The sequence below is a fragment of the Caballeronia sp. SL2Y3 genome (assembly GCF_022879575.1).
In the GTDB taxonomy this organism is placed as follows: Bacteria; Pseudomonadota; Gammaproteobacteria; order Burkholderiales; family Burkholderiaceae; genus Caballeronia.
In genome coordinates this window covers 447,337-470,531 of the sequence record NZ_CP084263.1, presented here as the reverse complement: position 1 = coordinate 470,531, position 23,195 = coordinate 447,337, and the positions used below count along the sequence as shown (strand labels likewise).

The window sequence follows — 23,195 nt, the reverse complement described above, 5'->3', positions numbered from 1 at the left end:
CCACCTTCCGGACCTGCCATGCGAATCAAACTCAAGCCTCTCGATCAACAGACGATTGTCCTCACCGGCGCGACGAGCGGGATCGGTCTCGCCACCGCCCGGCGCGCGGCGAAGGCCGGCGCGCGTCTCATGCTCGTCGCGCGCGACGAAACCGCGCTTGCCGTGCTCGCCGACGAACTCACGAGCGCGGGCGCGCCCGCCGTCGCGTACACGGCCGCCGACGTCGCCGACGAAAGCCAGCTTCAGGCCGCCGCCGATGCCGCCATCGACCGCTTCGGCGGCTTCGATACGTGGATCAACAACGCGGGCGTTTCGGTCTACGGCCGCATCGCCGATGTGTCGCTCGAAGACCAGCGCAAGCTCTTCGAGACGAACTACTGGGGCGTCGTGAACGGCTCGCGCGTGGCGCTGAAACATTTGCGCGAACGCGGCGGCGCGCTCATCAATCTGGGCAGCGAACTATCCGATGTCGCGGTGCCGCTGCAAGGGCCGTATGTCGCTTCGAAGCACGCGGTGAAGGGCTTCACGAACTCGCTGCGCCTCGAACTGAAGAACGAGAAGGCGCCGGTGTCGGTGACGCTCATCAAGCCCGCAGGCATCGACACGCTGTTCGTCGAACACGCGAAGAACTATCTCGACGAAGAGCCGAAGCTGCCGCCGCCGGTCTATGCGCCCGACGTGGCCGCGAAGGCGATTCTTCACGCGGCCGTGCATCCGGAGCGCGATATCTACGTCGGCGGCGCGTCGCGGGCGATGGCGAGCTTCGGCCAGAGCGCGCCGCGTCTTTACGACGCGATCACGAGCCTGCTCGGCGTGAAGGCGCAAGTGAAGGGCGAACCGAAGCAAAGCGGCGATGCGCTTTACGAAGGCGGCGGCGATCTGGGCGAACGCTCGGGCAAGAACGGCCGCGTGCGCGAATTCAGCCTGTACACCGGCGCGCGCCTGCAACCGCCGGGCGCGCGCGCGGCATTGACAGGCGCGGCTGCCGTGCTGCTCGTGATGATGGCGCGGCGCTACGTGCGCCAGACGCGCGACGCTTATTGACTAAGCAGGAGCCGACCATGTACCGACTGAGCCGCTGTGTCGCCGCCGCAAGCCTCGCCTTTGCATTGGTCGCGCAATCCGCGCTCGCAGAGGACCCATCGGGCGATGTCGCCGCGAGCGAGCACCACGGCGGCGCGCGGCTGCAACTCGTCGCGCGGTTCGAGCATCAGGTCACGGGCGTGACCGTCTCGCCGACCGGCCGCACCTTCGTCAATTTCCCGCGCTGGACGGAGGACGCGCCGATCTCGGTGGCGGAACTCGGCGCGAGCGGCGACCTGCGGCCGTTCCCGGATGCCGAGTGGAACGCGTGGCGCAATGCGCGCCGCGACGAAGTTTCGCCTGAGGATCATTGGGTGTGCGTGCAGTCGGTCGTGGCGGATAAACAGGGCAATCTCTGGGTGCTGGACCCCGGCGCGCCGGCGCAGTCGCTCGTCGTGCCGGGCGCGCCGAAGCTCGCGCAGATCGATCTCGCGACGAACCAGATCGCGCATGTGTTCCACTTCGATGAGAGCATCGCGCCGCAGGGCAGCTATCTGAACGACGTGCGATTAAGCCCGGATGGCCGCTTCGTCTATATCACCGACTCCGGGGCGCGCGGCGCGATCGTCGTGATCGACCGGACGACGGGCGTCGCGCGGCGGCTGCTCGACGGCGATCCGAGCACGCAGGCGGACAAGACCGTGACCGTGACCGTCGACGGCAAGCCGCTGCGTCAGACCGATGGCCGCGGCGTGAACTTCTCCGCCGATGGCATCGCGCTCACGCCCGACGGCCGCTATCTGTACTGGCAGGCGGTGAAGGGCAAGACGCTGTATCGCGTCGCCACGGACGCACTGCAGAATCCGCAATTGAGCGCGCAGCAGGTGTCGTCGCGCGTGGAGACGGTGGGCATCGACGGTCCGGCGGACGGGCTGCTCTTCGACCGGCGCGGCCGGCTGTACGTGTCGGGCGTCGAGGATCACGCGGTGCGCGTGCGCGAGGGCGACCGGCTCTGGACGCTGCTGCGCGATCCGCAACTGCGCTGGCCCGACACGTTCACGCAAGGACCGGACGGCACAGTGTATGTGACCGACTCGCGCATTCCGGACATGAGCTGGTTCAAGCCCGATAACCCGATCGCGCTGCCGACTTCGTTGTATGCGATTCGGCGGAGGTAGGTCGGTGTGGCGCGTTGCATCGAGCCGCTTTGCAATTCGGTGGCAGCGAGCTTGGCGAGGGCGACTTATGGCATGAGTCGCCGCATTGGCCGCACTGGGTTTGCGGTAGCGCTTGGGATATACGCCTGCGGTAGGCCTTGATCACTTTGATGATGCGGCTCGCCGGACGCGAAGCTCTGCGACTGAGCTCGCGTATTCCAGCCGTTCGCGCCGGTCGCTGACGGCCCGAAGCGCCCGCTGATGCGAGAACATTAGGTGGTAAGTCGCTGTGGTAAGGCTGCTCGCCGCACGCGCCGATCCGCAACCGGTTTCGCGTACCGGAAACGTTCGCGCGTGCTGTTCGCACGTTCGCCACGTCCTTGAGGCACGATCGCACCGCATGCCGCCTTCTGCGCGTCGCGTCGCATAGAAAGCTCGCGCACGGAATCGCGGAACCTAGAGCCAGACGCCCACAAGCCAACGCCCGCCCTTCGAACTCCTCAAACGCCTCTGGTTCGACATTTGCTTGACATCCCCACATGGGCCGCAAAACAAGCCCGGCCCAAAACCACAACAAAAAGGGAGAACGACCATGGGGCTGATGCCGCTCACCCTCGAATGGCGCGACGTCTTCATCCGCCTGCTGTTGGCCGCGGTGGCAGGCATCCTGATCGGCTTCGACCGGGGCGAATCCGGCAAGGTCGCGGGCCTGCGCACGACGCTGCTCGTCTGCCTCGCCGCGTGCCTCTCCATGCTCGAAGTCAACGCGCTGCTGTCCCAGTCCGGCAAGACGCCGGAGTCCTTCGTTCAATTGGACGTGATGCGCCTGCCGCTCGGCATTCTGTCGGGCGTCGGGTTCATCGGTGCGGGCGCGATCATGCGCAAGGACGGGCTCGTCAAAGGCGTGACGACGGCGGCGACGCTGTGGTTCGTGACGGTCGTCGGCCTGTGCTTCGGCGGCGGGCAACTCGGGCTCGGCGTCGCGGGCGTCGTGCTCGGCATCATCGTGCTGTGGTTCATGAAGGCAATCGAAGTGCGGATTCCGCGCGAAAATCAGGCACAACTGAAGATCACCTACGAGCCAGGACGCTTCTCGAAGGAAGCGCTCGTCGAATCGATGCGCGCGCGGCTGCCGTCTCGCCGCCGTGGCGGGCGCGTCGGGACAGCCGGGGGATCGCGTCGAAGAGCGTTACGAGGTCCGCTGGTACGGCGCGCCGAATGCGCGCGAATTGCCGCCGTTCGCCGAATGGGCGATGAAGGCGGGCGCGGCGCAGACCGAATGGTCCCTCACGCGCTGATGCACCACGCGGCGCGCGGCGTCGTTCAGAGTTCGGGCGTCTTGAGATCCGCGTCGACGATCTGCTTGCCGCGCGTCTGCGCGGCGTTCTTCGCGGCATCCTTCGAATTAAACGGACCGAGTTCCTCGGCGCCGTCGAAGGGATAGAGCAGGCGCGCATCCGTCAGCCGCACGACCTTCAGCGTTCCGACGAAGCCGCCGCTCACGTGCGGCCGATACGACGCGTACACCGCGTAGTCGTCTTCGTTGAGGCCGGGCTTGGCCGCATGGTCCTTCTTCCACGGGAACAAGACGAGCTTCGCGCGTCGCGAGACCGGTTCTTTCATGGCCGGGATCATTGAGAAAGGAGTCGACGCAGGTTCTAAGCATTCCCTGTGCCGAACTCCGAGGACCACGCGGCGCAGTGCGAACCGGCCGCGAGAGGCGTCAGCTCTTGAGGTCGTCCGGCACCTTGCCGCCGTTCTCGGCGAGCTTCTTCATCACTTCCTTGTGCAGCCAGATGTTCATCGATGCGGAGTCGTCCGTGTTGCCCGTGTAGTGCAGCTCGGATGCGAGTTCCTTGCGCGCCTGAAGACTGCTGTCGAGGTCGAGCAGCTTCATCAGGTCGACGATGGACGTGCGCCAGTTCAGATTCGCGCCGTTCTGCTGCTGCTTCTGCGAGAGGATGGCTTCGACGTCCACTTCAGGCATCGGCGTGACGGGCGGACGCGCGGGCTCGGCGCCCGACGTGGCCGGCGCCGCCGACGTCGCGGCAGGGCTCGCCTGCGCCGCTGCGGGTGCGCCGCCCGCGGCATTGTTCGCGGCAGGCGGTGTCGCGCCGCCCGATGCGGTGGCGGCCGGGTGATCGTGCGGGAAGATCTTGTTCAGAATGGTCGAAAAAATGCTCATCGGGTTCTCCTATCGAAAGAATAAAAATGCGCGCCGGCCGCGCTGCGGCAGCCGCGGCCGACGCGGCGGAGGAAAGAATTTCAACTCTCCTGACCCACCGCCTTCGATACGGCTGCGGGACTTTCGTATTCCTGATCGGGCAACGCGTCGAGCGCGTTCGTAACCTCCTCGCTCGCGCCGTTGCTGCGAGCGGTGTCGAGGAGCGTCTGCTTGTCGGCGGGATAGTCGATGCCTTTCAGCGCCTTCTGCATGTCGATGAACATGCTGTTCGATCCGCCGGACTGGTTGTTCGCCATTCTCATTTCTCCTTTGCAGTGTGTTTGCAGCCGCGACTGACGCCGCAGCCGCCTGACTACTGGCTCGCGCCTGCGGGTGCGTCGCTCGCGGCGGTCGCGGGGAAGCTCGCCGCAGCCGGCGCCGAGGCCATCGGTGCCGAGCCCATCGACGCCGATGCGGCCGCGGCCGACGTATCGCTTGCCGCGCCGCCGCCCGCTGTGCTGCCCGATCCGCTGCCCGCTCCGCTGCCCGCGTCGTCGCCGCGCTTGCAGCCCGCCGTGAGCGACAGCGCGATGAGCAGCGCGGCGAGCGTCGCAACCCGGGTTGTGCTGTTCCTGTTCCTGACCATGCTTTCGTCCTCCGTGCTTCGTGCTTCGTTATGGAATCACGACGACCCGCTCACGTCCCTGAACGGGACTTCGACGAGCGTCGTCTGCACCGACGTGCCGCTTTCCCACGCATTCGCGCCCTCCGCGATGTCCGGCACCGGAATGCCGTAGCGTCTGCGCTTGCGGTCCTCGGACGAGACGCCGAGACGCGCGTCGCGTTCGGCGACCATCGCCTCGTTCACCTGACCGTCCTGCGTGAAGCCCATCATCAGTTGCGGCGGGCCGTACGGGAATTCATCCCGGTCGATCTGCCACGTATGAAACGTCTTGCCGTACGTCGACACGAGGTCCTGAAAATAGGCGCGCTCCGCGAGTTCCGGAATGCCCGGCGCAATCAGAGTGCCGGACTTCACTTCGTAGTGGTGGCTGTGCCAGAGGCGCTTTTCTTCCGCCGGCAACTGCCTGAACCGCTCTTCCGAAATGATGTATTCGATGCCGATGAGACGCGCGTCCGGCCGGTTCGAATCGAAGATCACGCATTGATGCAGGTCGTGCCGAAGATGAATGCAGAAGTGATGCGCCTCGACCTGACGGCCCATGTCGTCCGCATACATGTGAAAGCCGTTGAGCCACGTACTCATGGCCGTAAGCGGATACTTCGGCTGCATCACGCCCGATGCGAGATCGAGCAGCCGATGCTTGGCGGAATGACCTTCGCCCACGCGCGCGATGGCATTCGCGCGGCGTCCGATCAGAACGCCGGCCGCCGCCGCGAGACCGGCCACGACGCCCGCCGCGAGCGGCATGAAGGCGTCCGAGCCACGCGATCCGCACGATTCGCACGCTCCGCTCAATTCGTTCGACAGTTCACGCCGGTTGCGCATCGATGCCTCCGTTCGCTCGCATGGCTCCCCGGGTGAACGAAGCAATCACCGTTCCGGCGCCATGCGTTGCGCCCGCTGCAAACCAAGGCACTGGGATTGCTTGACGGTGGCCGTGCGGCGCGGGCCGCTTCTCGCGACGCCGACACGAACGCCGCGACGGCCCGCTGCATCGAGCACTTCCCGACACCGAACCATCAGGAGATCGACATGAGCACGTCATCGCAAAACGGCAAGCCGGAACAGTCGCAAGACGGCAACGAAGAAGCGCAAGGCGGCAGCGACGAAACTTTCACGACCGATATTTCCGAGACCGACGACGAAGGCACGACTGTGCGCGAAGCCGAAGTCAAGGCGGACGACTTGTCCGAAGTGAAACCCGCGGGCGGCGGACAGTCGTAAGCGCCGCGCGACCGGTCAACGCGGGGATCGAGCCGCCATGCGCGTTCATCATCTGAATTGCATTTCGAGTTGTCCGCTCGGCGGCAAGCTCTTCGACGGGCGCACGCCGAGCCTTTTGCGTCGCGGCGAACTGACCTGCCATTGCCTGCTGATCGAAACGAACGACGGCCTCGTGCTCGTCGATACAGGCTTCGGCCTGCGCGATGTCGCCAATCCGCAGAGCCGCCTGAGCACGTTCTTCCTGTTCATGCTGAAGCCCGATTTCCGCGAGGAAATGACGGCGGTGCGCCAGATCGAACGGCTCGGCTTCAGAGCGAGCGATGTGCGCCACATTCTGATGAGTCATCTGGACTTCGATCACGCGGGAGGACTTGACGATTTTCCGCAGGCGACCGTTCATATGCTCCAGATCGAGCGCGACTATGCGCTCGCGCAGAAGACGTGGCTCGACCGGCAGCGGTTTCGTCCGCAGCAGTGGTCGACGCGCGGCAACTGGAAGGTGCATCGCGCGGACGGCGAGAAGTGGCGCGGCTTCGACAGCGTGCGGCCGCTGCCGGGCTTTCGCGACGACATCGCGTTCGTGCCGCTGCCCGGCCACACGTTCGGGCATGCGGGCATTGCCGTGCGCAAGGATGACCGGTGGCTGTTGCTCGCCGCCGATGCGTATTTCTTCCACACCGAAATGGACGCCGAGCGGCCGCACTGCACGCCCGGTCTCGCGTTCTATCAGTGGATGCTGGAGAAGGACCGCGCGGCTCGCCTGCGCAATCAGGCGCGGCTGCGGGAACTGTGCCGCACGGCCGGTTCCGAGCTGACGGTGTTTTGCAGCCACGATCCGTTCGAATTCGAGCGGCTCGCCGGACGCTCGCCCGGCATTCCGGCGGAGCATCTCGTGATGGCGTGAAGTGATGACGTGAAGCGATGGCGTGAAATGATGGCGTGAAGTGATGGCGTGAAGCGATGACGTGAAGCGGGCACGCGATTCGCTCGTCGAGGGCATGACACGACGCGTTCGATCACACGCATCCGCACACGTTGCGCGATCCGCACGCTCCGCCTGGCCTGCGCTCGCGGTAGCGGGCACGTGCGCGCTCGCGGCATGGGCGGCCGTCGAATGGAAGCGGCTCAAGCGCACGCCCGCGCTCTCCGAAACCAGCGCGAACGCCGGCATCACCGCGCGCACGACGCAGGCCGGTCCTTACCGCATGTTCTCGCGGCAGGCGTTGCGCGAGGGGCGGGCTTCGCGCGTAGCGATGGTGCCGATGGTGCCAGTGGTGCTGGTACACGGCCTCGTCATTTCCAGCCGCTACATGGAGCCGCTCGCGCTCGCCCTGCGCGATGCCATCGACGGCCTCGACGTTCACGCGCCCGATCTTCCCGGCTTCGGCGAAAGCCCGACGCGCGAGCGCGCGCTCACGGTGCCCGAACTCGCCGATGCGCTGCGCCTGTGGCTCGCGGCGCGCGGCATCGACAAAGCCGTGTTCATCGGCAATTCGTTCGGCTGTCAGATACTCGCGGATTTCGCGGCGCGCTTTCCCGGCTGCGTCGACAAGCTCGTGCTGCAAGGGCCGACGGTCGATCGCGCGGCGCGTTTTCTGCCCGTGCAGATGCTGCGCGACTGGCGCAACGGGCGGCTGGAAAGGGCGCGGTCGGCGGCGGCGCTCGGGCGCATCGACTATGCGAAAGCCGGCATCACACGCGCGTTCGCGACGATGCGCGAGCTCGTGCGCGACCGCATCGAGGACAAGCTCGCGCGGGTGCAGGCGCCGACGCTCGTCGTCGTGGGTTCGCGCGATCCTGTGGTGCCGCTCGCATGGGCGCGCGAAGTGGCGGAGCGCCTGCCGCATGGCGAGCTGCTCGTCATCGAAGGCGGCACGCATACGCTCAACTATGTGTATCCGCATAGCATGGCGCTCGCTATTCGCCCGTTCCTGCTCGATGGCGTCGAGAGCCACAACGGAGCCGCGCGCGCATGACGAGACCTCCACCCGGCATCGCGCGTTTCGATTCCGCCGCCGGCATGGTGCAGGCGCTCGCGGCGTCGCTGCACGGCGAGGGGTTCACGAGTCCGAGCCAGTCGCCGCTCTTCGACAGCCTGATGCCCGCGCTGAACCAGCTGCCGCGTCGGCCGCGCGAATGGGCGTATTCGATCGGCGGCATGACCGAGGGCATCGCGCCGCACGCGGCCCGCAAGCTGGATGTGGAAGGCATCGGTGAATGGATCGCGGGCCTGTATCCGCAACGGACGTTCGATGCGGCGTTTATCGGCTCGTCGAATGGCGCGCTCATGCATCTGGCCGCCGCGATGGGCGTGCCGTGGCTGCCGCAGACGTTCATGTGTCCGGTGCGCGCGCCGTTTTCCGATCCCGACGACGCGGAGCGCGGCTTTCGCGAAGGCTTGCGCATCGTCGAGGACTTGCTCGCCGCCGATCCGCGCATCGCCGTGCATCACATGCAGGACCCGAACCAGGACCGGCTGATGTTGTCCGCGATGAGCTACTTCCGGCTGAAGATGCGCGCGTTGCCGCTGGCGTACCGCGAATTCCTGCTGCGCAGCCTTGCGCCGAACGCGACCATCTATATCGACACCTGCACGCGCGACTGGCCGGTCACGCGCACGAGCGAGCGGTCTGTCTATCAGTTCGGCGCGCTCGGCGGCGCGACCGAGGCCGAGTATTTCGAAGGAAGCCCGCGCGTGACAGAGTATCTGCGTCGTTACCGCTCGCGCTGGCCGCGATGGCAACCGCCCGCGCCGACCGAGCGCGCGCCCGAAGCCGAATGGGGCTTCGATGCCGCGCTGACCGCGAGCATCGTGGCGCTCGCCCGCGAGAGGAACTGGCGCGTCGTGGAAATGCGCTTCGAAGAGCCGGAGTCGTTGAGCTTCGTCGCGGCGCGGATGATTCGCGACTGGTATCGCAGCATGAACGTGGATGCGGCGCGGCTCGTCGTCGATTCGTTCATTCTGATGGACCCGTACACGACCCTGCGCCTGCGCGCGATTCCGCTATGGCTCGTGTTCTGCACGGACCCGTCCGCCGAAACGCTGCGGCGCTTCCTTGAAACCGAATCGTTCGATGAGATCGACCTGATGCTGTTCTCGCACGGCACCGAAGGCGTCGGCGTGACGCCGATTGCAAGGTGGCGCGCGTTGATCGAACGAAGCAGGCGAGAAGGGCGCTTTCTCGGCGTGGACACGCGCCGTTATCCGCGCGACTTCGCAACGTTCGCGCGCTTTGGCCGGGCGCTTGCCGAACTCGGTCCGCAAACGGAACCGCCGCCGCCGATGACCCTATCGCAATTCGAAGCCGGCCTGCGCGCACACGGCCCGCGTCACGGCGTGCAGATGCGTACGTTGTGACGGGGCACGCAGCTTGCATGGACAAGACACGTTAACAGACATCGCAGGAGGAAGCGGCCATGAAAGGACAACCGACCGAAAACGCGCAGCGTCAGGATGATCAGGATGCTCAGGACGATCAGAGCGATCCGCGTATCGACAACCCGAAGGCGTCGCCGACATCGAATGCCGAGAAGGACCCCGACGAGTGGGTGACCGGTGACGAGCCGATGACGGGCGCGCAGGCGTCGTATCTGAAGACGCTTTCGGAAGAGGCGAAGGAGCCGTTCGACGCATCGCTTTCGAAGGCGGATGCGTCGCGCAGGATCGACGAGCTTCAGGCGAAAACGGGCAGGGGACAGAAGTCCTGACCGCCCGCCGCGCCGCCCGCAGCGCCGCCCCGCGCGAGAGCGCGGCGGCGCGTCGTCAGAACTTGTAGCCGACCGAGAGGAAGCTCACGATCGGGTTCAGCTTGATCTTCGATTCGCTGCGCACGGTGCCGACGGCCGATTGCGTTTCCAGACGCGCGCGCGCCGACAGCCACATGTACGACAGCGAGAACGACGCCGACCAGTGGTCCGTGAAGTTGTACGTGAAGCCGGCGTTGGCCACGGGCGCGAACGAACTGCTGAAGCTCACGGTCGTCGGCCCGGTCAGCGCATTGCCGAACTGGCTCGAATAGAGGAATGCGCCGTTCGCCATCGGCGAGGTGAGCTTCTCATCCGTGAACCACACGTACGCGCCGCCCGCCCCGATGTACGGGCGGAAGCGGCTTTGCGCGCTGCCGAAGTAGTACTTCAACAGAAGCGTCGGGCTCCATTCGCGCGTCGAGCCGAGTTTGCCGATGGCGCCGAGCGAGCCAGTGCCGTCGAGATTGAACTTCGGCGGCACGCCCATCGCAACTTCAGCGGCGATGTGGTCCGTGAAGAAGTAGGTCGTCGTGATCGCGAAGGTGTCGGCGTTGCTGATCGATGCGCCCGCGTTAGGTGCGGTCATCGTCTGCCCCAGCGCGTTGATCTTGAACGGGCCGCTGGAATCTTGCGGCGCGAAGTGCATCCACCCCGCGTTGACGACGATATTTCCCGCCGCCTGTGCGTGAGCGCCGCCGACACCGCCGCCGACACATAAGGCAGCGGCCGCCGCACACGCGATTTGCTTCGTTTTCATTCTTCTTGTCCAGATAGGGTACAGGTCCCGCGCAGCGCGCCTTCGCGCTGCGCGGGCCGTCATTTGCCGTAACGGCGATGCTCGCGGTTACAGGCAGCAGTCGAGGCTCATCTTGAAGTACTCGTAGCTCATCGCGATGCTGCGCTTGACCGCATGCACTTCGTCGACGCCCGGCGCATTGCCGAGCAGCGTCGCGACGATTTCGAGCGCTTCCCACGGATGCGCGTCGTCGTAGTGCGCGTGCAGGCTGAGCCAGCGCATCGCCTTGCGGCGGATCGACACCGGGAAGCTGTTCGCGTACGTGTCCGTGCTGCACACGAGCGTGGACCATTCGCCGGTCACGCCTTCGATCGCGAAGTTCGTCGCCGCGATGCTCGCCGCGAGCGCGTCCGTGCTGCTGCTCTTCCAGCACCAGTGGCTGAGCGCGTAAGCGAGCGACGGACCGTTGGCCTTCATCAGGTCGCGCTTGCTCACGTCGTGCGCGGCGGCCCAGTCGACCCAGTAATCCGCGTGGTTCTGCTCGACGCGGATATTGCGCGTGAGATAGCGCCGCGCGAGGTCTTCGCCGCGCGAGTGCCCGTAGCGGACCTTTTGCAGATTCATCGCCATGTATTGCGGAAACTGCTCGACGACGGGCCAGCCGTTGACGAGGAACGCTTCTGCCTGACGCGGTTCGAGCTTGGCTTCGCGCATCGCCGCGAAGATGGGATGCGAGACGACGGCCAGCTTTGCTTCTTTGGTTTCGGCCAGCACATCGCCGAGCCAGGCCGGGTAACTTGCGATGTCTTTCAAATCGCCCACCCGCTGAAAAGTCGGATCCAACGTGTTCTCCTGATTAGATGTTGATAGGTTCGACATGCTGTGCCCAAGGCGCGGGGCGCCCAACATGGAAACCCTGAACGAAATCGACGCCCATCTCGCGCAATGCGCGCAGAATCGCTTCGCTTTCGACGTACTCCGCGATCGTCAGACGGCCCATCGAATGGCCGATGTCGTTGATCGCGGCGACCATGTCGCGATTAACGGCATCTTTGAGCATGTCCTTGATGAAACCGCCGTCGATCTTGATGTAGTCGACCGGCAAGTGCTTCAGATAGCCGAACGACGACATGCCCGCGCCGAAGTCGTCGAGCGCGAACTTGCAGCCGCGCTTCTTCAACTCGCGGATGAAGCGCGCGGCCGCGGCGAGATTGGCGACGGCGGTGGTTTCGGTCACTTCGAAGCAGATCGCCGAGGGCGGGACGCCGGTGATGGCGAACTGCTCGTTGAGGAACTGCAGGAAGCGTTCGTCGCCGATCGACGCGCCCGACAGATTGATCGCGTACTGCATGCGCTCGGTGGGCGGCGTGTTCGCGAGCGTCGAGAAGACCGCGCGCACGACCCAGCGGTCGATGGCCGACATGAGGCCGTAGCGTTCGGCGGCCGGCATGAACAGGCCCGGCGGCACGATATCGCCGCGTTCGCCGACCATGCGCAAGAGAATCTCCACGTGCTGCGGTTCTTGGCGTCGGCCCGCGCGCGGGTCGGCGGCCTGAATGTCCTGCGCATAGAGGCAGAAGCGGTCGTTCGCGAGCGCGTCCTTGATGCGGCCGCACCACGACATCTCGCTCGCATGGCGCGTCAGCTCCTTGTCGCCGGGCACGGCCAGATGCACGCGGTCGCGGCCGCGCTCCTTCGCGAGATAGCAGGCGATATCGCCGTAACGCATCGCGGTTTCCACGTCGAGCCCGGTCTGCCGCAGATCGACCACGCCGATGCTCACGCTCGTCGACAGGCGATGCGTCTCCCACGACCATTCGAACGCCGCGACGTCCTTGCGCAAGCGCTCGGCAATCTGCATCGCGCGATGCTTGTCGCAATTGCAGAGCAGCGCGCCGAACTCGTCGCCGCCCAGGCGGCCGAGCACGTCTTCTTCGCGCAGGCATTGTTCGATGAAGAGCGCGACTTCGCGCAGCATCGCGTCGCCGGCGGCGTGACCGTACGTGTCGTTCACGACCTTGAACTGGTCGAGGTCGAGCATCATCAGCATTTGCGCGCGATGCGAGTCGTCCATATCCGACTCGGGATCGAGCGCGGTGCTCAGGCGCCGTTCGAATTCGGTGCGGTTCAAGAGTCCGGTGAGGCCGTCGTGCGTCGCCTGCCACGCGAGGTTCGAGACATACTCGCGCTCGCGCGTCATGTTTCTCAGCAGCAGCACGACGCCCGTCAACGTGTCCGACGTGTCGCGCACGAGCGACGTGATCGCCTGCACGACGATATCCTTGCCCAGCGCGTTCGTGAGAATGAGGTCGCCGCCGGCTTCCTCCGGTTCTGCGCCCTTGAGCGCTTCGTCGATCACATCGACCGGGCGCCGGTCCCATTCGCGTGCTACGGTGACGAGCGCGCCCAGCGGCCGGTTCACGCACGCGGCGGCTTCGCGGCAGAAGAGCTTCTCGGCGGCGGGGTTGATGAACTCGACGAGGCCCGACGGCCCCACGGAAATCACCGCTTCGCCGATGGAACCGAGCGTCGCCTTCGCGCGCGCCTCGCTCCTGCGCAGCGCGTTCTCTGTTTCCAGCCGCGCAAGGATGAAGCGTCGCGCATACCACGCCGAAAGGCACACGAGCAGCACCGCGATCACCACGTTCACGGTGAAGAGAAGCATCGCCGTCTGACGGAACGCCGAGCCGAGCACATCGGCGAATGCGCGCGAGATCGGCGCAATCGAACCGTTGATGTTCCACACTTCGGTGGTGAGGCGGTCCACTTCGGCGCGCGCCGCAGGGCCGCTTCTGACGGCGGCGCGCAGCTTCCGGCCGGCGTCGGTGAGCTGGTCGACGAGCAGATCGCCCGCCGTCCAGTACGCGACGGCTTCCTGGAAGTAGCTCGCGCGCCGGAACGTGCGGAACACCCAGATCACCGCGCCGACGTCGGCGGGATAGACGCCGCTTGCAAGCAGCGCGGCGCGCGCCTCGGGCACGTTCGGGTCGGGCCGGTCGAGCGCGAGCCGCGCGCGCTTCAGGTTCAGCGGATACGCGATCGCGTCTTCGTATTGACGGAACGCCTGTTCCTCGCCGGTCTGCGCATAGCGCGCGAGATAGAAAACGGCGTCCTTCTGTCCTTTCGACCAGGTGCTCTCACCGCCGATATACGCGCGCACCGACGACATGATGGCGAGGCTCGTCGCCGCCATCGCCAAAAGGGAGATGACGACGGCTAGAAACGGCCAGATCGTATTGAACAGTTGCCGATTTGTCGTCTTGGGGGCAACGCGCATATTTACCTTCTTGTTGTTCGCTTGAAACGACTTGAGCGATGCGACTGTTGGCCCCGAGTTCACGACCACGCCGACCGGACGATCCGGTTAATTCACCCTCATCCGGAATATCGGCAGGTGAGCTCCGGCCTTGAGGGCAAAGCGTCGAGAAGCAAACGTTTGGTGCGTTGAATGTTAATTATCGAATAGCGGCTGCCGATAAAAGTCTGTGAGGTAAAAAGCGGCTTTCGCCGCGAAGAGAATCGGAAACAAAGGGATTACCCGCGCGTGTCGATCCACTCGCGCGCCCATTGGCGCGAGTACTCGATAGCGTCGGATTCGTTGGCGAAGTAGTCCAGCGAGTAGAACTGGTATTGCGCGTCGTTCTCGCTCGCGGAGTCGCGTTCGAGAAGCAGATCGGCGGAGAAGGTTTCGTCGCGAAGCGGATGCGCGAACGCGTGCACCGCATAACCGCGGTAGTGTTGAGTCGTGTTCATTTTAGTTTTAAGGTCGGGGGCTTTCCGTTTATGCGGAAGAAGCCGGAGGACAATGCGCCCTCGATAGACGCCAGAAAAAATCGTCTGGGCCGAAAGATCTGGCCGGTTTGGCCGAGAGATAAGCGGAGGACGGAGAGAGGCGAAGCGAGGAAAGCGGACAAAAACGCGGATAAAACGCGGGGGCCTCGTGGCCCCCGCGCATGCTGCGTGTTACTGCGAACTACTGAATCAAGACTTACAGCGGCTTGATGTTCGAAGCTTGCATGCCCTTCGGGCCGCGCTTCGTTTCGAAGCTCACCTTTTGGCCTTCGGCCAGGGTCTTGAAGCCGTCGGCACGAATCTCCGAGAAGTGCGCGAAGAGGTCGTCGCCGCCATTGTCGGGGGTGATGAAGCCGAAGCCCTTGGTGTCGTTAAACCACTTGACGGTACCGGTGTCCATGAAAATCCTGAAATAAAAATTGAAGATGCTCGAATAGAGCGGGGTGAAGCGGCAAGGAGGGAGTGGACAACGAATACCGGAGGAATATCGGACTATTGATGAGCAGCAATCGACTTCTTGTACTTCAAGAGGCATTATGCCAATCCCAATCGAATCAGTCAACTATTTCTTCGGCTGTATTCGATAAGGACGGTTGAGCAAGCCCGGCCGCGTGTTCCACGCGACCGGGCCGACGTCATGTTGCCGTTACAGCGGGGTCTTCTTCGTGCCGGTCACGCCGGTGGTGCCTTCGAGACCCGTGGTGCCTTGCACGCCGGTCGTCGTGCCTTCCACGCCCGCGGTGCGTTCCACTTCCACTTCCGTGCCGCGGACCGTATCCGTGATCGTCTCGGTGCGGTTCGAGCTTTCCTTGCCGACGACCACTTCCTCGACCACGCGCGCCGTCTTCGCGACGACCGCTTGTTCAGCCGTTTCCTTGATCTCGACGAAGCCTTCCTTCAGGTCCGCCGCCGTCGCCGGACGGTCCACTGCGCGGCGCTCGATGCTCGCGTGTTCTTCATGCAGGTTCACGGACTCGCTGACCGGCGTTTCGGTCAGGCGCGAGTACACGCGCACGCCGCCCGTTTGCACTTCACGCTTGCCGACTTCGAGCGACTCCTGCACGACCGGGAATGCCTGACGTTCTGCTGCGATTTCATCTGCGGTGTAGGCGGGCGCATTGCGGTCGTAGCCCGTGTAGCCCGTATTGCGCCACTGAGCCACGCGCGAGTCGATGTCGATTGCGCCGGCCGCATACAGCGCGTCGCGCACGCGTTCGGTCGCCGTTTCGTCCCGCACGTCGACCGACAGCAACGCGCTTCCGCGACGCACCGCTTCCTGATAATGACCGATCTCTTCCGGGCGGTCGTCATCGCCGAAGAGGTTCTTGAAGAAGTGTTCGATACGGCCCATGGCGCCTTCGTGCGCCTCGCCGACGGGGCGGTCCGTCGAGACATCGCTCATCGTCGAGCCCGACGTCATCGACGAGCCGGCATCGTTCGAATGCACGCTCATGTCCGTGCGCGCGATGCCTTCTGCTTCGAGGCGGGTCTGGGCGAGTTCGGCGTCCTGAAGCGTATTGAATACACCAATGATAGTCTGAGTCATAGCAGCATCTCCGAGAAAAAGGCGTACGCAAGCCGGGATTAAAGCGCGTGCGAGGTGAAGCGCAACGCGCGTTCCTGCGCAACTCCCGAGCGTTCTTCAGCCTGCCTGCGAATCGCGCTTCCATTCGCCGTCCGGCCCCTCGCGCCGCTCCACGACGAGTTCCTCAGAATTCACGAGAACCTGGTGCACGACGTCCTGTTGCGTCTCGGTTGTCTTCACGTACACCTCTTCTTTCAACGTCAGTTGCATCCTGACCACCGGCACGTATTCGTATACCGGTATGACGAGCGTATCGCCTTCGCGGCGCGGCTCGCTACGCTCCTCGACAGGCCGATTCACTGCCACGCGCCTCACTTCCACTTGCTGCGTGGAGAGGCGCATCGAAACGGGTTGCATTTCCTCATGCACGACCTTGCGCACGCGCACGGAGCCGGTCTCGGTCGTGCGCACGCCGACCGAGAGTTCTTCCTGCACGGCGGAGAGGCGCACCTCTTCGGACGGCGGCGTGGCATTGGACGGGGTATCGTCTGGGTTCATCGGCTTCTCCATCGCAGATTCGCGGAACGCTGATTCGCCCGCTGGAAGACGGCCGCGTTGCGCGGGTTGCGCAGCGGCCATCCGACCCATGGACGGCGCAAGCACTGTGCCGCTCGTGAGCGAACGCAAGCCCGTGTGCGCTCAATGTATCGGCGCGACGGTCCCGAGCTTCTCCGCAAGCATTCTTTCGTACACGCCGAAGTGCAGGTCCACTTCCTCCTGCGTGACCGTCTGAACGAAGAGATTGATCTGCTCCGGCATGAGTCCGAAGACGGCGGCGATAGCGGCTTCCAGTTGCGGCGCACAGACGCGGTCTTCGGCGATCGTCGTGCCCACGGTGATGTCGTACACCTTCTCGTGCCGAAAGACGATCTCGACGATCCGCGCCCGCGCGCTCATGTTGTGATCTACCGCGAGGCGCGCCACTTCGGCGAGCTGATTCATGATCTCCGTGGGAAAGCCCCGGGTCGAACGCAGCTTGATGCGATGCCGTCCGAGCGTTCTCCAGTCGGTATCGAATTCCACGAAATTCTCCTTGTGACCTGGTGCGCGGATGGTATGGGCGACGCCTCCGTTTTCAAGCGTGCGAAGCGCACGCGCGACCCCTTGAAAATCTCGCGGCGTTTCATATATTGGCCTCGTAAAGGCAGCCGCTCTCGTCATGGGCGCTGCGTGTTTCAACCTTAATTGTCCGCGGCATGGGGCAGCTAAAGCTGAAGCGCATGGAGCTTCCCTCTTGCCGCCGGAGGAGAGCGAAAATGAACGAAGTATTCACTGGGGCCGACCTCTTCAGCGAACTGGAGAGAGTGCAGCGGCAACTGTCCAGCGTGTTCGACGGCTTTCCGCGAAGCCTGCGATCGAGCCGTCCCGGCGTGTTCCCGCCCGTCAACATCGGTTCGACCGATGACACCATCGAGATTGTCGCGTTCGCGCCGGGCCTCGACACCGCGAAGCTCGACGTGTCCATCGACAAGGGCTTGCTCAACATCGCCGGCGAACGCGCGACGCGCGAGCGCGACTTGCCCGAAGGCGCGCGCGAGTATGCGCAGGAGCGCTTCAACGGCGCGTTCCGTCGCGTGATCGAACTGCCGCAGCAGGCCGATCCGGACAAGGTGCAGGCGCGTTATGTCGATGGCTGCTTGCTGATCTCGGTCGGCAAGCGCGAGGCATCGAAGCCGCGTGCGATCAGTGTTCAATGAACCACGCAATGACCCATGCAATGAGCGAAAGAAGAGGTGACATCATGAGCGACAACACTCAGATCGCGGAACGCGAAAAAGGCGCTGTGGCTCGTCAGGAGTCCAGCCAGGAACGGCGCCGCACGACGCTTGCGCCGAATGTCGATATCGTCGAGGACGTGCATGCCGTCACATTGTGGGCGGACCTGCCGGGCGTATCGAAGGATCGGCTCGATGTGAAGGTACACGACGGCAGTCTCATCATCGAAGGCGAGTCCGTCGTGCCGGTGCCGTCCAATCTGCGCCTCGCGCATGCGGAAGTGCGCGCGCCGTACTTCTCGCGCACGTTCACCGTGAGCGAAGACTTCGATACGTCGAAAATCGAAGCGACGCTCAAGGACGGCGTGCTGAAGCTGACGCTGCCGCGCCGCGAGGAAGCGAAGCCGCGACGCATTGAAGTAACTGCCGCGTAAGGTCGTGACGCGGTGACGGGGCCGGCGCGACGCTGGCCCCGCCGATGTTATCGCTGGCTGCTCGCGCGGCCTTCGTCGCGCAACGCTTTTTCGAGTTGTTCGAGCGTGTACGGCTTGCGCAGCGCCTGCCATTCGAAGCCCTGCACTTCGTTGTCGAGCACGCTGTCTCCCGACGCGAAGATCACGCGCATACCGGGGCAACGTTCCACCGCGCGCCGCGCGAGTTCGGTGCCCGCCATGTCGGGCAAATTGACGTCGGTCAGCAGCACGTCGAAAGCGTCGAGCGTCAGCGCTTCGAGCGCCCCGCTTGCCGTGGCCGTGCTCACCGCGTGATGGCCGAGCATGACGAGCAGCTCGCTCACCGCTTCGCGCGCGAAGCGGTCGTCTTCCACCACCAGCACGCGTTTTGCAGCGGCGGGCGCGGCGGGCGGTTCGGCTTTCGTCACGGTCGTTTCGGACGATTGATTTGGAGTGCCGAGCATCTGCCGGATCTTGGAGGCGAGGTCCTCGCGGCTGTACGGCTTGCTCAACAGTTCGACGCCGGGATCGAGGCGTCCGCCGTGAACGATCGCATTGTGCGTGTACCCGGACGTGAAAAGCACGCGCAGATTCGGGTGCATCTTCACGGCGCGCCGCGCCATCTCGGGACTCTTGAGCGAGCCGGGCATCACGACGTCGGTGAAGACGAGGTCGATGTGCACGCCGCTGCTCAACACGACGAGCGCCTGATCGGCGTTGTCGGCCTTGAGCACGTTGTAGCCGAGGTCCGTCAGCATCTCGATGACGGTGGACTGCACCTTCTGGTCGTCCTCCACGACGAGTATCGTTTCCGTGCCGCCCGTCACCGGCGCGTTGCGCCACTGCGTGGGTTCGAGCGCTTCCACCAGCGATCGCGGCAGGTAGACGCGCACCGTGGTGCCGTGCCCGACTTCGCTGTAGATGCGGATATGCCCGCCGCTTTGCTTGATGAACCCATACGCCATGCTGAGACCGAGCCCGGTGCCTTCGCCTTCGGGCTTCGTGCTGAAGAAAGGATCGAATGCGCGCTCCAGCACTTCGGGCGGCATGCCGACGCCCGTATCGGTCACGCCGAGCATCACGTACTGTCCCGCCGGCACGTCGGAAAGCGAGCGCACGTAGCGGTCGTCGAGCATGGCGTTCGCGAGTTCGAGCGTGAGCTTGCCGCCGTCGGGCATCGCATCGCGCGCGTTGATGGCAAGGTTCAGCAGCACGTTTTCCAGTTGATGCAGGTCGACGAACGCATTCCACAGGCCGCCGGACACCACCGTCTCTACCTCGATGGTTTCGCCGAGCGCGCGGCGCAGCAGGTCGTCCATGCCGCGCACCATCGTGGCGAGATTCACGGACACGGGCCGCAGCGCTTGCCTGCGGCCGAACGCGAGCAATTGCGACGCGAGCTTCGCGCCTCGTTCCACTGCGTCGATCGCGTTGCCCAAGCGGTCCATGCTCCAGTTGTCGCCCATGCAGCGGCTGCGCAGCAGTTCGAGATTGCCGCGCAGCACTTGCAGCACGTTATTGAAGTCGTGCGCGACGCCGCCCGTCAGCTTGCCGATGGCTTCCATCTTCTGCGCCTGCAACAGCGCGGCGCGCGTTTCTTCGAGTAGCTGATCCGCTTCGCGCTTCTCGGTGACGTCGCGCGTGATCTTCGCAAAGCCGATCAGCGTGCCTGTTTCGTCGCGAATGGCGTCCACGATCACGTGCGCCCAGAAGCGCGTGCCGTCGCGGCGCAGGCGCCAGCCTTCGGATTCGAACCGTCCTTCGCTGGCGGCAATGCGCAGCGCGCGTTGTGGCAGGCCGGCCGCCGCATCTTCCGGGGAATAGAAGCGCGAGAAATGCGAGCCGATGATTTCTTCGGCGGTATAACCCTTGATGCGCCGCGCGCCGCTGTTCCAGTTGGTCACGAGACCTTCGGGCGAGAGCATGAAGATGGAGTAGTCCGTCACGCCCTCGACAAGCAGACGAAAGCGCCGCTCGCTTTCGATCACGGCATCGTGCGCCTTTCGTTTGTCGCTTTCGTCGCGGACAATCTTCACGAAGCCGATGAGCGACCCGTCCGCCTCGATCAGCGCCGTGGTGAGCACGCTCGCCCAGAACACGGACCCGTCCTTGCGCCTGCGCCATCCTTCGGTTTCGAAGCTGCGGTGCGCGCGCGCTTCGCGCAATTCGCTTTCGAGCGTCGCGCTCTCGCGGTCGTCGTCGGGGAAAAAGACCGAATAGTGCTGGCCGATGATTTCTTCGGGCGCATAGCCGTAGATGGCCGTGCCGCCCGGGTTCCACGTCGACACATAACCTTCCGGCGTCAGGCAAAACGCCGCAAGAGCGGTCGTGGAATCGACCCAGATGCGTGCCCAGTCGGGGCGCATGCCGGCCGGCGTGTTCTCGCTATCGCGCATGACGTTCGTCATCGGTTCTTTTGGTTCGCTGACCCCGCTGACCTGAAAGCGGCAATGAGCATCGTTTTGGTGGGCGTCTCCGAACGGACCATTCTAGCGGCTTGCTCGCCCGGCGTCGAACGACGCCCGGCCGGCTGCGGAAAAGCGCGAAAAACGGGCGGAAGGTGCGTGGCGGAAGGTGCGTGGCGAGACGCGCAACGACGGTTGCGCGCAGGCAGGCGACGGACAGGACGGGCCACCGCGCTGGACGCGCGGAAGCGCGGAAGCGCGGGCGCTGGTGCTGGCTTTCAGCCCCGCCGCAAGTTAGTCGAGGTCGCTGTAATAGACGTAGGAGGGCTGGCGCAGTTTGCCTTCCTTGCCGACCGAATCGGGCGAATCCGGCAGACGCGGCAGCTTGTCCCACAAGAGCGCGCGCCCGAGCATCTGGTTCCGGTCCATGTCCGGATGGTCCTCTTTCAGCCGGTTGAGGAACTGCTCGAACTCCGATACATACAGGCCGGTCGATACGCCGCCTTGCTCACGATGACGTTTGAACAAGCCCACTTTCTTTCTCCTTCACCAAAGTCGATGGTTTAGATCGCCGCGCGCTCAAGCATCGCCGACACGCTCGAAGCTGAACACGTGCGATGTCTTCGATCCGTTCATCTGCTGCTCGTAGACCGTCTCGCTGAACACCACGCGATAGCCGCGCTTGGCCAGAATCGGCGGGACGTTGCCGGTCGGACGGCTGTCGATGCCGCCGAGTCCGCGCGCCGGTGCGCGCACGTTATTGGACAGCGTCGCGTTCGACGAGATCACGTTGTCGTGCCAGCCGGACATATCGCGGCTCGCTTCGATCGACTTCGCGTCGGCGTCCACGGTGTCGTCGGTGGACTCCATGCCTGCGTCGTCGACCGCGCGAATGCGGCTCGCCGCTTCCTGCACCGGATCGGACGAGCCGTTGCTGGCCGCGCGGTCGTCGATGGACGGCAGCGCGCCGTTCTCGTCGGCCGGGCCGGGTTCGGCCGAGCCCGCGTGTTTCGTGCTGCCGAACTCCTTCGCCTGCGTGGCGGCGTCGGGCGAAGCCGTGCCGGTCGCGGGCGTCTTGACGGGGCTCTTCGCCGCCATTTCCTTTTGCTGTTGCTGTGTCGGATTGCCTTCTGCGTTCTGCATTGCGTCCTCGTCTAATCCAATTGCTCGATGTCGTTGCGATGCATTCCGCGTGCCCGGGCGCGCGTCAGGCCGCCGCGAGCGCGTAGCGCCGGCAATGTTCGAGATAGCCGACCTCGTGACTGCCGACCAGTTCCACGATGCTGCTCCACAGCCACAACGGCGCGTCGATGGACTTGGGCTTCGTGCGCTTCAGTTCGGCAAGCCAGCTTTTGCGCGTGGCGCGGTCCATCTGCCGCGCGTGCGCCTGACCGACGACGAAGGCGAGATAGCGCGCCACTTCCATCGCTTCCGTATGCCCGATGTGCTCGATTTCCAGCTTCAGGTCTTGCGGCAGCAGTTCGCGCAGAATCACGGGACGTCCTTGCAAAGTCGCGGATCGCATGCGCTCGCCGAGATGCGGCGACAGGTTGCGCGCGCCCTCGACCACGCGTTCCGCGTTGTCGCGCGGCATGCTCGTGCCGGGATAGCGCGGCGCGGCGGCCTTCACGCCTTCCTTGATGTCGATGAGGCACAGATCGTCGCCTTCGACCACGCCGCCGTCCACATCCAGCAGCACCGCGTAACGCAGGCGTCCGAGCGAACTGCAGCCTTTGACCCAGTACGCGGCATCCAGCACGGTGACCTTGCCGGTATCCGGACGACCGCGAAGGCTCGTCGCCAGCTTGGCGAGCGTCTCCTTCTGGAACAGCGCCTCGATCTCCGCGCGCTCGTCCTTGTTGACGGGCCAGAAGCGGCTTCCGTACGGGATGGTCGGCTGCGTGTCGTCGAGCCGTTCCAGCGCGAGATGCTTCCACGAGCGGCGCACCGCTTCGCGCATGACCACGCGCACCAGTTCGGGCTTGCGGCAGGTGTCGTCCGCGTCGCTGTCGGCATCGAAGGCGAGCGCGTAGCCTTCGAACAGCGCCTCGATCATGTTGATGGTGGTGACGCCCGGCAGCGCCGAGCCGCGCGCCGTCGTCGCGAGCGAGAGGCCGAGCCGGATCAGGTCGTGCACCGGATTGCCGATGACTGTCTGGTCCAGATCGCGTATCTGAATCTCGATGCGCTTGTTCGCGTCCGCGACGGGGCCGAGATTGCCGGTGTGGCAGTCGCCGCAGATCCAGATGGCCGGGCCTTGCGGCAAGCCGCGAATCTCCGCCTGTTCGAGCCAGTCGTAGAACTTGGACGTGTTACCGCGCACATAGGCGTGCGTCGAACGGGCCATCTTGGCATTGCGTCGCGCCGTGAGTATTTCCTGCCGGCTCTCGAACTCGGGTACTTTGTGCTTGGATGGCTTGGACATGAATCGTCTTGCGGGATAGAGTAGCGCGGTCTTTTCTAGTGCATCGCACAAGATGTGCCTGCGGCCCTGCAGGCGCTACGTCAAG

At 64.7% G+C, this 23,195-nt stretch carries 26 protein-coding genes and 1 pseudogene; 10 read left to right on the top strand and 17 right to left on the bottom strand.

The features are described 5' to 3' along the window. Positions 1 to 18 precede the first annotated feature (18 nt). From LDZ26_RS24495 to LDZ26_RS24485, 3 genes are all read left to right on the top strand, one after another. The gene (locus LDZ26_RS24495; RefSeq protein ID WP_244851264.1) at positions 19 to 1,044 is read left to right on the top strand and encodes an SDR family oxidoreductase; all 1,026 of its coding nucleotides are present in this window, start codon (positions 19 to 21) and stop codon (positions 1,042 to 1,044) included. Positions 1,045 to 1,061: 17 nt separating this feature from the next. After that, positions 1,062 to 2,201 (top strand): major royal jelly family protein, encoded by a 1,140-nt coding sequence (locus tag LDZ26_RS24490; RefSeq protein WP_244851262.1) that lies wholly within the window; start codon positions 1,062 to 1,064, stop codon positions 2,199 to 2,201. A 571-nt stretch (positions 2,202 to 2,772) separates the two neighbouring features. Next, positions 2,773 to 3,624, top strand: a complete 852-nt coding sequence (locus LDZ26_RS24485) for an MgtC/SapB family protein (RefSeq protein ID WP_244851261.1) — start codon at positions 2,773 to 2,775, stop codon at positions 3,622 to 3,624. On the opposite strand, the pseudogene LDZ26_RS25725 reads toward LDZ26_RS24485, so the two are convergent. The 5 genes and pseudogenes from LDZ26_RS25725 to LDZ26_RS24465 form a co-directional block, all read right to left on the bottom strand. Then, positions 3,570 to 3,803, bottom strand: a pseudogene (locus LDZ26_RS25725) (DUF6723 family protein); the annotation flags it as partial. The gene LDZ26_RS24485 and the pseudogene LDZ26_RS25725 overlap by 55 nt on opposite strands. A 100-nt stretch (positions 3,804 to 3,903) precedes the next feature. Beyond that, positions 3,904 to 4,365: a DUF3597 domain-containing protein gene (locus tag LDZ26_RS24480; RefSeq protein ID WP_244851260.1), complete on the bottom strand. Its 462-nt coding sequence runs from the start codon at positions 4,363 to 4,365 to the stop codon at positions 3,904 to 3,906. A gap of 80 nt (positions 4,366 to 4,445) precedes the next feature. After that, the gene (locus LDZ26_RS24475; RefSeq protein ID WP_175943669.1) at positions 4,446 to 4,667 is read right to left on the bottom strand and encodes a DUF2795 domain-containing protein; all 222 of its coding nucleotides are present in this window, start codon (positions 4,665 to 4,667) and stop codon (positions 4,446 to 4,448) included. A gap of 50 nt (positions 4,668 to 4,717) precedes the next feature. Further along, a complete protein-coding gene (locus LDZ26_RS24470) occupies positions 4,718 to 4,990 on the bottom strand; it encodes a hypothetical protein (protein ID WP_244851259.1) in 273 nt (90 codons plus the stop codon). A gap of 36 nt (positions 4,991 to 5,026) precedes the next feature. After that, positions 5,027 to 5,854: an OBAP family protein gene (locus tag LDZ26_RS24465; RefSeq protein WP_244851258.1), complete on the bottom strand. Its 828-nt coding sequence runs from the start codon at positions 5,852 to 5,854 to the stop codon at positions 5,027 to 5,029. Positions 5,855 to 6,061: 207 nt separating this feature from the next. Between LDZ26_RS24465 and LDZ26_RS24460 the strand changes: the two genes are divergently transcribed. The 5 genes from LDZ26_RS24460 (at position 6,062) to LDZ26_RS24440 (ending at position 9,961) form a co-directional block, all read left to right on the top strand. Then, on the top strand, positions 6,062 to 6,253 hold the full coding sequence (locus LDZ26_RS24460) for a hypothetical protein (protein ID WP_244851257.1): 192 nt from the start codon (positions 6,062 to 6,064) through the stop codon (positions 6,251 to 6,253). A gap of 37 nt (positions 6,254 to 6,290) precedes the next feature. Further along, complete coding sequence (locus LDZ26_RS24455) at positions 6,291 to 7,157, top strand: MBL fold metallo-hydrolase (protein WP_244851256.1); 867 nt, start codon at positions 6,291 to 6,293, stop codon at positions 7,155 to 7,157. A gap of 61 nt (positions 7,158 to 7,218) precedes the next feature. Then, entirely contained in the window at positions 7,219 to 8,229 is a 1,011-nt protein-coding gene (locus LDZ26_RS24450) for an alpha/beta fold hydrolase (RefSeq protein WP_244851255.1), read from the top strand. Then, complete coding sequence (locus tag LDZ26_RS24445; RefSeq protein ID WP_244851254.1) at positions 8,226 to 9,611, top strand: hypothetical protein; 1,386 nt, start codon at positions 8,226 to 8,228, stop codon at positions 9,609 to 9,611. Before LDZ26_RS24450 ends, LDZ26_RS24445 begins: the two co-directional genes overlap by 4 nt. A gap of 59 nt (positions 9,612 to 9,670) precedes the next feature. Continuing rightward, positions 9,671 to 9,961, top strand: coding sequence for a DUF3072 domain-containing protein (locus tag LDZ26_RS24440; protein WP_244851253.1), 291 nt, complete (start codon positions 9,671 to 9,673; stop codon positions 9,959 to 9,961). Between the two features lie 55 nt (positions 9,962 to 10,016). Here the strand turns inward: LDZ26_RS24440 and LDZ26_RS24435 are convergent, their stop codons facing one another. From LDZ26_RS24435 to LDZ26_RS24400, 8 genes are all read right to left on the bottom strand, one after another. Next, positions 10,017 to 10,757, bottom strand: a complete 741-nt coding sequence (locus tag LDZ26_RS24435) for an OmpW family protein (protein ID WP_244851252.1) — start codon at positions 10,755 to 10,757, stop codon at positions 10,017 to 10,019. Between the two features lie 87 nt (positions 10,758 to 10,844). Beyond that, complete coding sequence (locus LDZ26_RS24430; RefSeq protein ID WP_206469728.1) at positions 10,845 to 11,579, bottom strand: TenA family transcriptional regulator; 735 nt, start codon at positions 11,577 to 11,579, stop codon at positions 10,845 to 10,847. Between the two features lie 13 nt (positions 11,580 to 11,592). Continuing rightward, on the bottom strand, positions 11,593 to 14,013 hold the full coding sequence (locus LDZ26_RS24425; RefSeq protein ID WP_244851251.1) for an EAL domain-containing protein: 2,421 nt from the start codon (positions 14,011 to 14,013) through the stop codon (positions 11,593 to 11,595). 257 nt (positions 14,014 to 14,270) lie between these two features. After that, on the bottom strand, positions 14,271 to 14,489 hold the full coding sequence (locus LDZ26_RS24420; protein ID WP_244851250.1) for a hypothetical protein: 219 nt from the start codon (positions 14,487 to 14,489) through the stop codon (positions 14,271 to 14,273). Positions 14,490 to 14,724: 235 nt separating this feature from the next. Continuing rightward, complete coding sequence (locus LDZ26_RS24415; protein WP_159834819.1) at positions 14,725 to 14,928, bottom strand: cold-shock protein; 204 nt, start codon at positions 14,926 to 14,928, stop codon at positions 14,725 to 14,727. A 246-nt stretch (positions 14,929 to 15,174) separates the two neighbouring features. Further along, positions 15,175 to 16,074, bottom strand: coding sequence for a YsnF/AvaK domain-containing protein (locus LDZ26_RS24410; protein WP_244851249.1), 900 nt, complete (start codon positions 16,072 to 16,074; stop codon positions 15,175 to 15,177). A gap of 96 nt (positions 16,075 to 16,170) precedes the next feature. Beyond that, positions 16,171 to 16,611 carry a YsnF/AvaK domain-containing protein gene (locus LDZ26_RS24405; protein ID WP_244851248.1) on the bottom strand — a complete coding sequence of 147 codons (441 nt, stop codon included), beginning with the start codon at positions 16,609 to 16,611 and terminating at the stop codon, positions 16,171 to 16,173. Positions 16,612 to 16,752: 141 nt separating this feature from the next. Then, positions 16,753 to 17,136 (bottom strand): hypothetical protein, encoded by a 384-nt coding sequence (locus LDZ26_RS24400; RefSeq protein ID WP_175943644.1) that lies wholly within the window; start codon positions 17,134 to 17,136, stop codon positions 16,753 to 16,755. A 233-nt stretch (positions 17,137 to 17,369) separates the two neighbouring features. On the opposite strand from LDZ26_RS24400, the gene LDZ26_RS24395 reads away from it, so the two are divergent. Then, on the top strand, positions 17,370 to 17,810 hold the full coding sequence (locus LDZ26_RS24395; protein WP_244851247.1) for an Hsp20/alpha crystallin family protein: 441 nt from the start codon (positions 17,370 to 17,372) through the stop codon (positions 17,808 to 17,810). Positions 17,811 to 17,854: 44 nt separating this feature from the next. Next, positions 17,855 to 18,262, top strand: coding sequence for an Hsp20/alpha crystallin family protein (locus LDZ26_RS24390; protein WP_244851246.1), 408 nt, complete (start codon positions 17,855 to 17,857; stop codon positions 18,260 to 18,262). Positions 18,263 to 18,309: 47 nt separating this feature from the next. Here LDZ26_RS24390 and LDZ26_RS24385 read toward each other — a convergent pair whose 3' ends face one another. From LDZ26_RS24385 to LDZ26_RS24370, 4 genes are all read right to left on the bottom strand, one after another. After that, a complete protein-coding gene (locus LDZ26_RS24385; RefSeq protein ID WP_370650764.1) occupies positions 18,310 to 20,688 on the bottom strand; it encodes a PAS domain S-box protein in 2,379 nt (792 codons plus the stop codon). Between the two features lie 291 nt (positions 20,689 to 20,979). After that, on the bottom strand, positions 20,980 to 21,219 hold the full coding sequence (locus tag LDZ26_RS24380) for a DUF3460 family protein (RefSeq protein ID WP_244851245.1): 240 nt from the start codon (positions 21,217 to 21,219) through the stop codon (positions 20,980 to 20,982). Positions 21,220 to 21,264: 45 nt separating this feature from the next. After that, positions 21,265 to 21,828 carry a DUF3005 domain-containing protein gene (locus tag LDZ26_RS24375; RefSeq protein WP_244851244.1) on the bottom strand — a complete coding sequence of 188 codons (564 nt, stop codon included), beginning with the start codon at positions 21,826 to 21,828 and terminating at the stop codon, positions 21,265 to 21,267. Positions 21,829 to 21,892: 64 nt separating this feature from the next. Then, a complete protein-coding gene (locus LDZ26_RS24370; RefSeq protein WP_244851243.1) occupies positions 21,893 to 23,110 on the bottom strand; it encodes a DUF2252 domain-containing protein in 1,218 nt (405 codons plus the stop codon). Positions 23,111 to 23,195: the final 85 nt, after the last annotated feature.

Excerpts from the sequence above, each read along its gene's own strand:
- LDZ26_RS24495 (WP_244851264.1), top strand. The coding sequence starts at position 19 with ATGCGAATCAAACTCAAGCCTCTCGATCAACAGACGATTGTCCTCACC.
- LDZ26_RS24490 (WP_244851262.1), top strand. The coding sequence starts at position 1,062 with ATGTACCGACTGAGCCGCTGTGTCGCCGCCGCAAGCCTCGCCTTTGCA.
- LDZ26_RS24485 (WP_244851261.1), top strand. The coding sequence starts at position 2,773 with ATGGGGCTGATGCCGCTCACCCTCGAATGGCGCGACGTCTTCATCCGC.
- LDZ26_RS24480 (WP_244851260.1), bottom strand. The coding sequence starts at position 4,365 with ATGAGCATTTTTTCGACCATTCTGAACAAGATCTTCCCGCACGATCAC.
- LDZ26_RS24475 (WP_175943669.1), bottom strand. The coding sequence starts at position 4,667 with ATGAGAATGGCGAACAACCAGTCCGGCGGATCGAACAGCATGTTCATC.
- LDZ26_RS24470 (WP_244851259.1), bottom strand. The coding sequence starts at position 4,990 with ATGGTCAGGAACAGGAACAGCACAACCCGGGTTGCGACGCTCGCCGCG.
- LDZ26_RS24465 (WP_244851258.1), bottom strand. The coding sequence starts at position 5,854 with ATGCGCAACCGGCGTGAACTGTCGAACGAATTGAGCGGAGCGTGCGAA.
- LDZ26_RS24460 (WP_244851257.1), top strand. The coding sequence starts at position 6,062 with ATGAGCACGTCATCGCAAAACGGCAAGCCGGAACAGTCGCAAGACGGC.
- LDZ26_RS24455 (WP_244851256.1), top strand. The coding sequence starts at position 6,291 with ATGCGCGTTCATCATCTGAATTGCATTTCGAGTTGTCCGCTCGGCGGC.
- LDZ26_RS24445 (WP_244851254.1), top strand. The coding sequence starts at position 8,226 with ATGACGAGACCTCCACCCGGCATCGCGCGTTTCGATTCCGCCGCCGGC.
- LDZ26_RS24440 (WP_244851253.1), top strand. The coding sequence starts at position 9,671 with ATGAAAGGACAACCGACCGAAAACGCGCAGCGTCAGGATGATCAGGAT.
- LDZ26_RS24435 (WP_244851252.1), bottom strand. The coding sequence starts at position 10,757 with ATGAAAACGAAGCAAATCGCGTGTGCGGCGGCCGCTGCCTTATGTGTC.
- LDZ26_RS24425 (WP_244851251.1), bottom strand. The coding sequence starts at position 14,013 with ATGCGCGTTGCCCCCAAGACGACAAATCGGCAACTGTTCAATACGATC.
- LDZ26_RS24420 (WP_244851250.1), bottom strand. The coding sequence starts at position 14,489 with ATGAACACGACTCAACACTACCGCGGTTATGCGGTGCACGCGTTCGCG.
- LDZ26_RS24415 (WP_159834819.1), bottom strand. The coding sequence starts at position 14,928 with ATGGACACCGGTACCGTCAAGTGGTTTAACGACACCAAGGGCTTCGGC.
- LDZ26_RS24410 (WP_244851249.1), bottom strand. The coding sequence starts at position 16,074 with ATGACTCAGACTATCATTGGTGTATTCAATACGCTTCAGGACGCCGAA.
- LDZ26_RS24405 (WP_244851248.1), bottom strand. The coding sequence starts at position 16,611 with ATGAACCCAGACGATACCCCGTCCAATGCCACGCCGCCGTCCGAAGAG.
- LDZ26_RS24395 (WP_244851247.1), top strand. The coding sequence starts at position 17,370 with ATGAACGAAGTATTCACTGGGGCCGACCTCTTCAGCGAACTGGAGAGA.
- LDZ26_RS24390 (WP_244851246.1), top strand. The coding sequence starts at position 17,855 with ATGAGCGACAACACTCAGATCGCGGAACGCGAAAAAGGCGCTGTGGCT.
- LDZ26_RS24385 (WP_370650764.1), bottom strand. The coding sequence starts at position 20,688 with ATGACGAACGTCATGCGCGATAGCGAGAACACGCCGGCCGGCATGCGC.
- LDZ26_RS24375 (WP_244851244.1), bottom strand. The coding sequence starts at position 21,828 with ATGCAGAACGCAGAAGGCAATCCGACACAGCAACAGCAAAAGGAAATG.
- LDZ26_RS24370 (WP_244851243.1), bottom strand. The coding sequence starts at position 23,110 with ATGTCCAAGCCATCCAAGCACAAAGTACCCGAGTTCGAGAGCCGGCAG.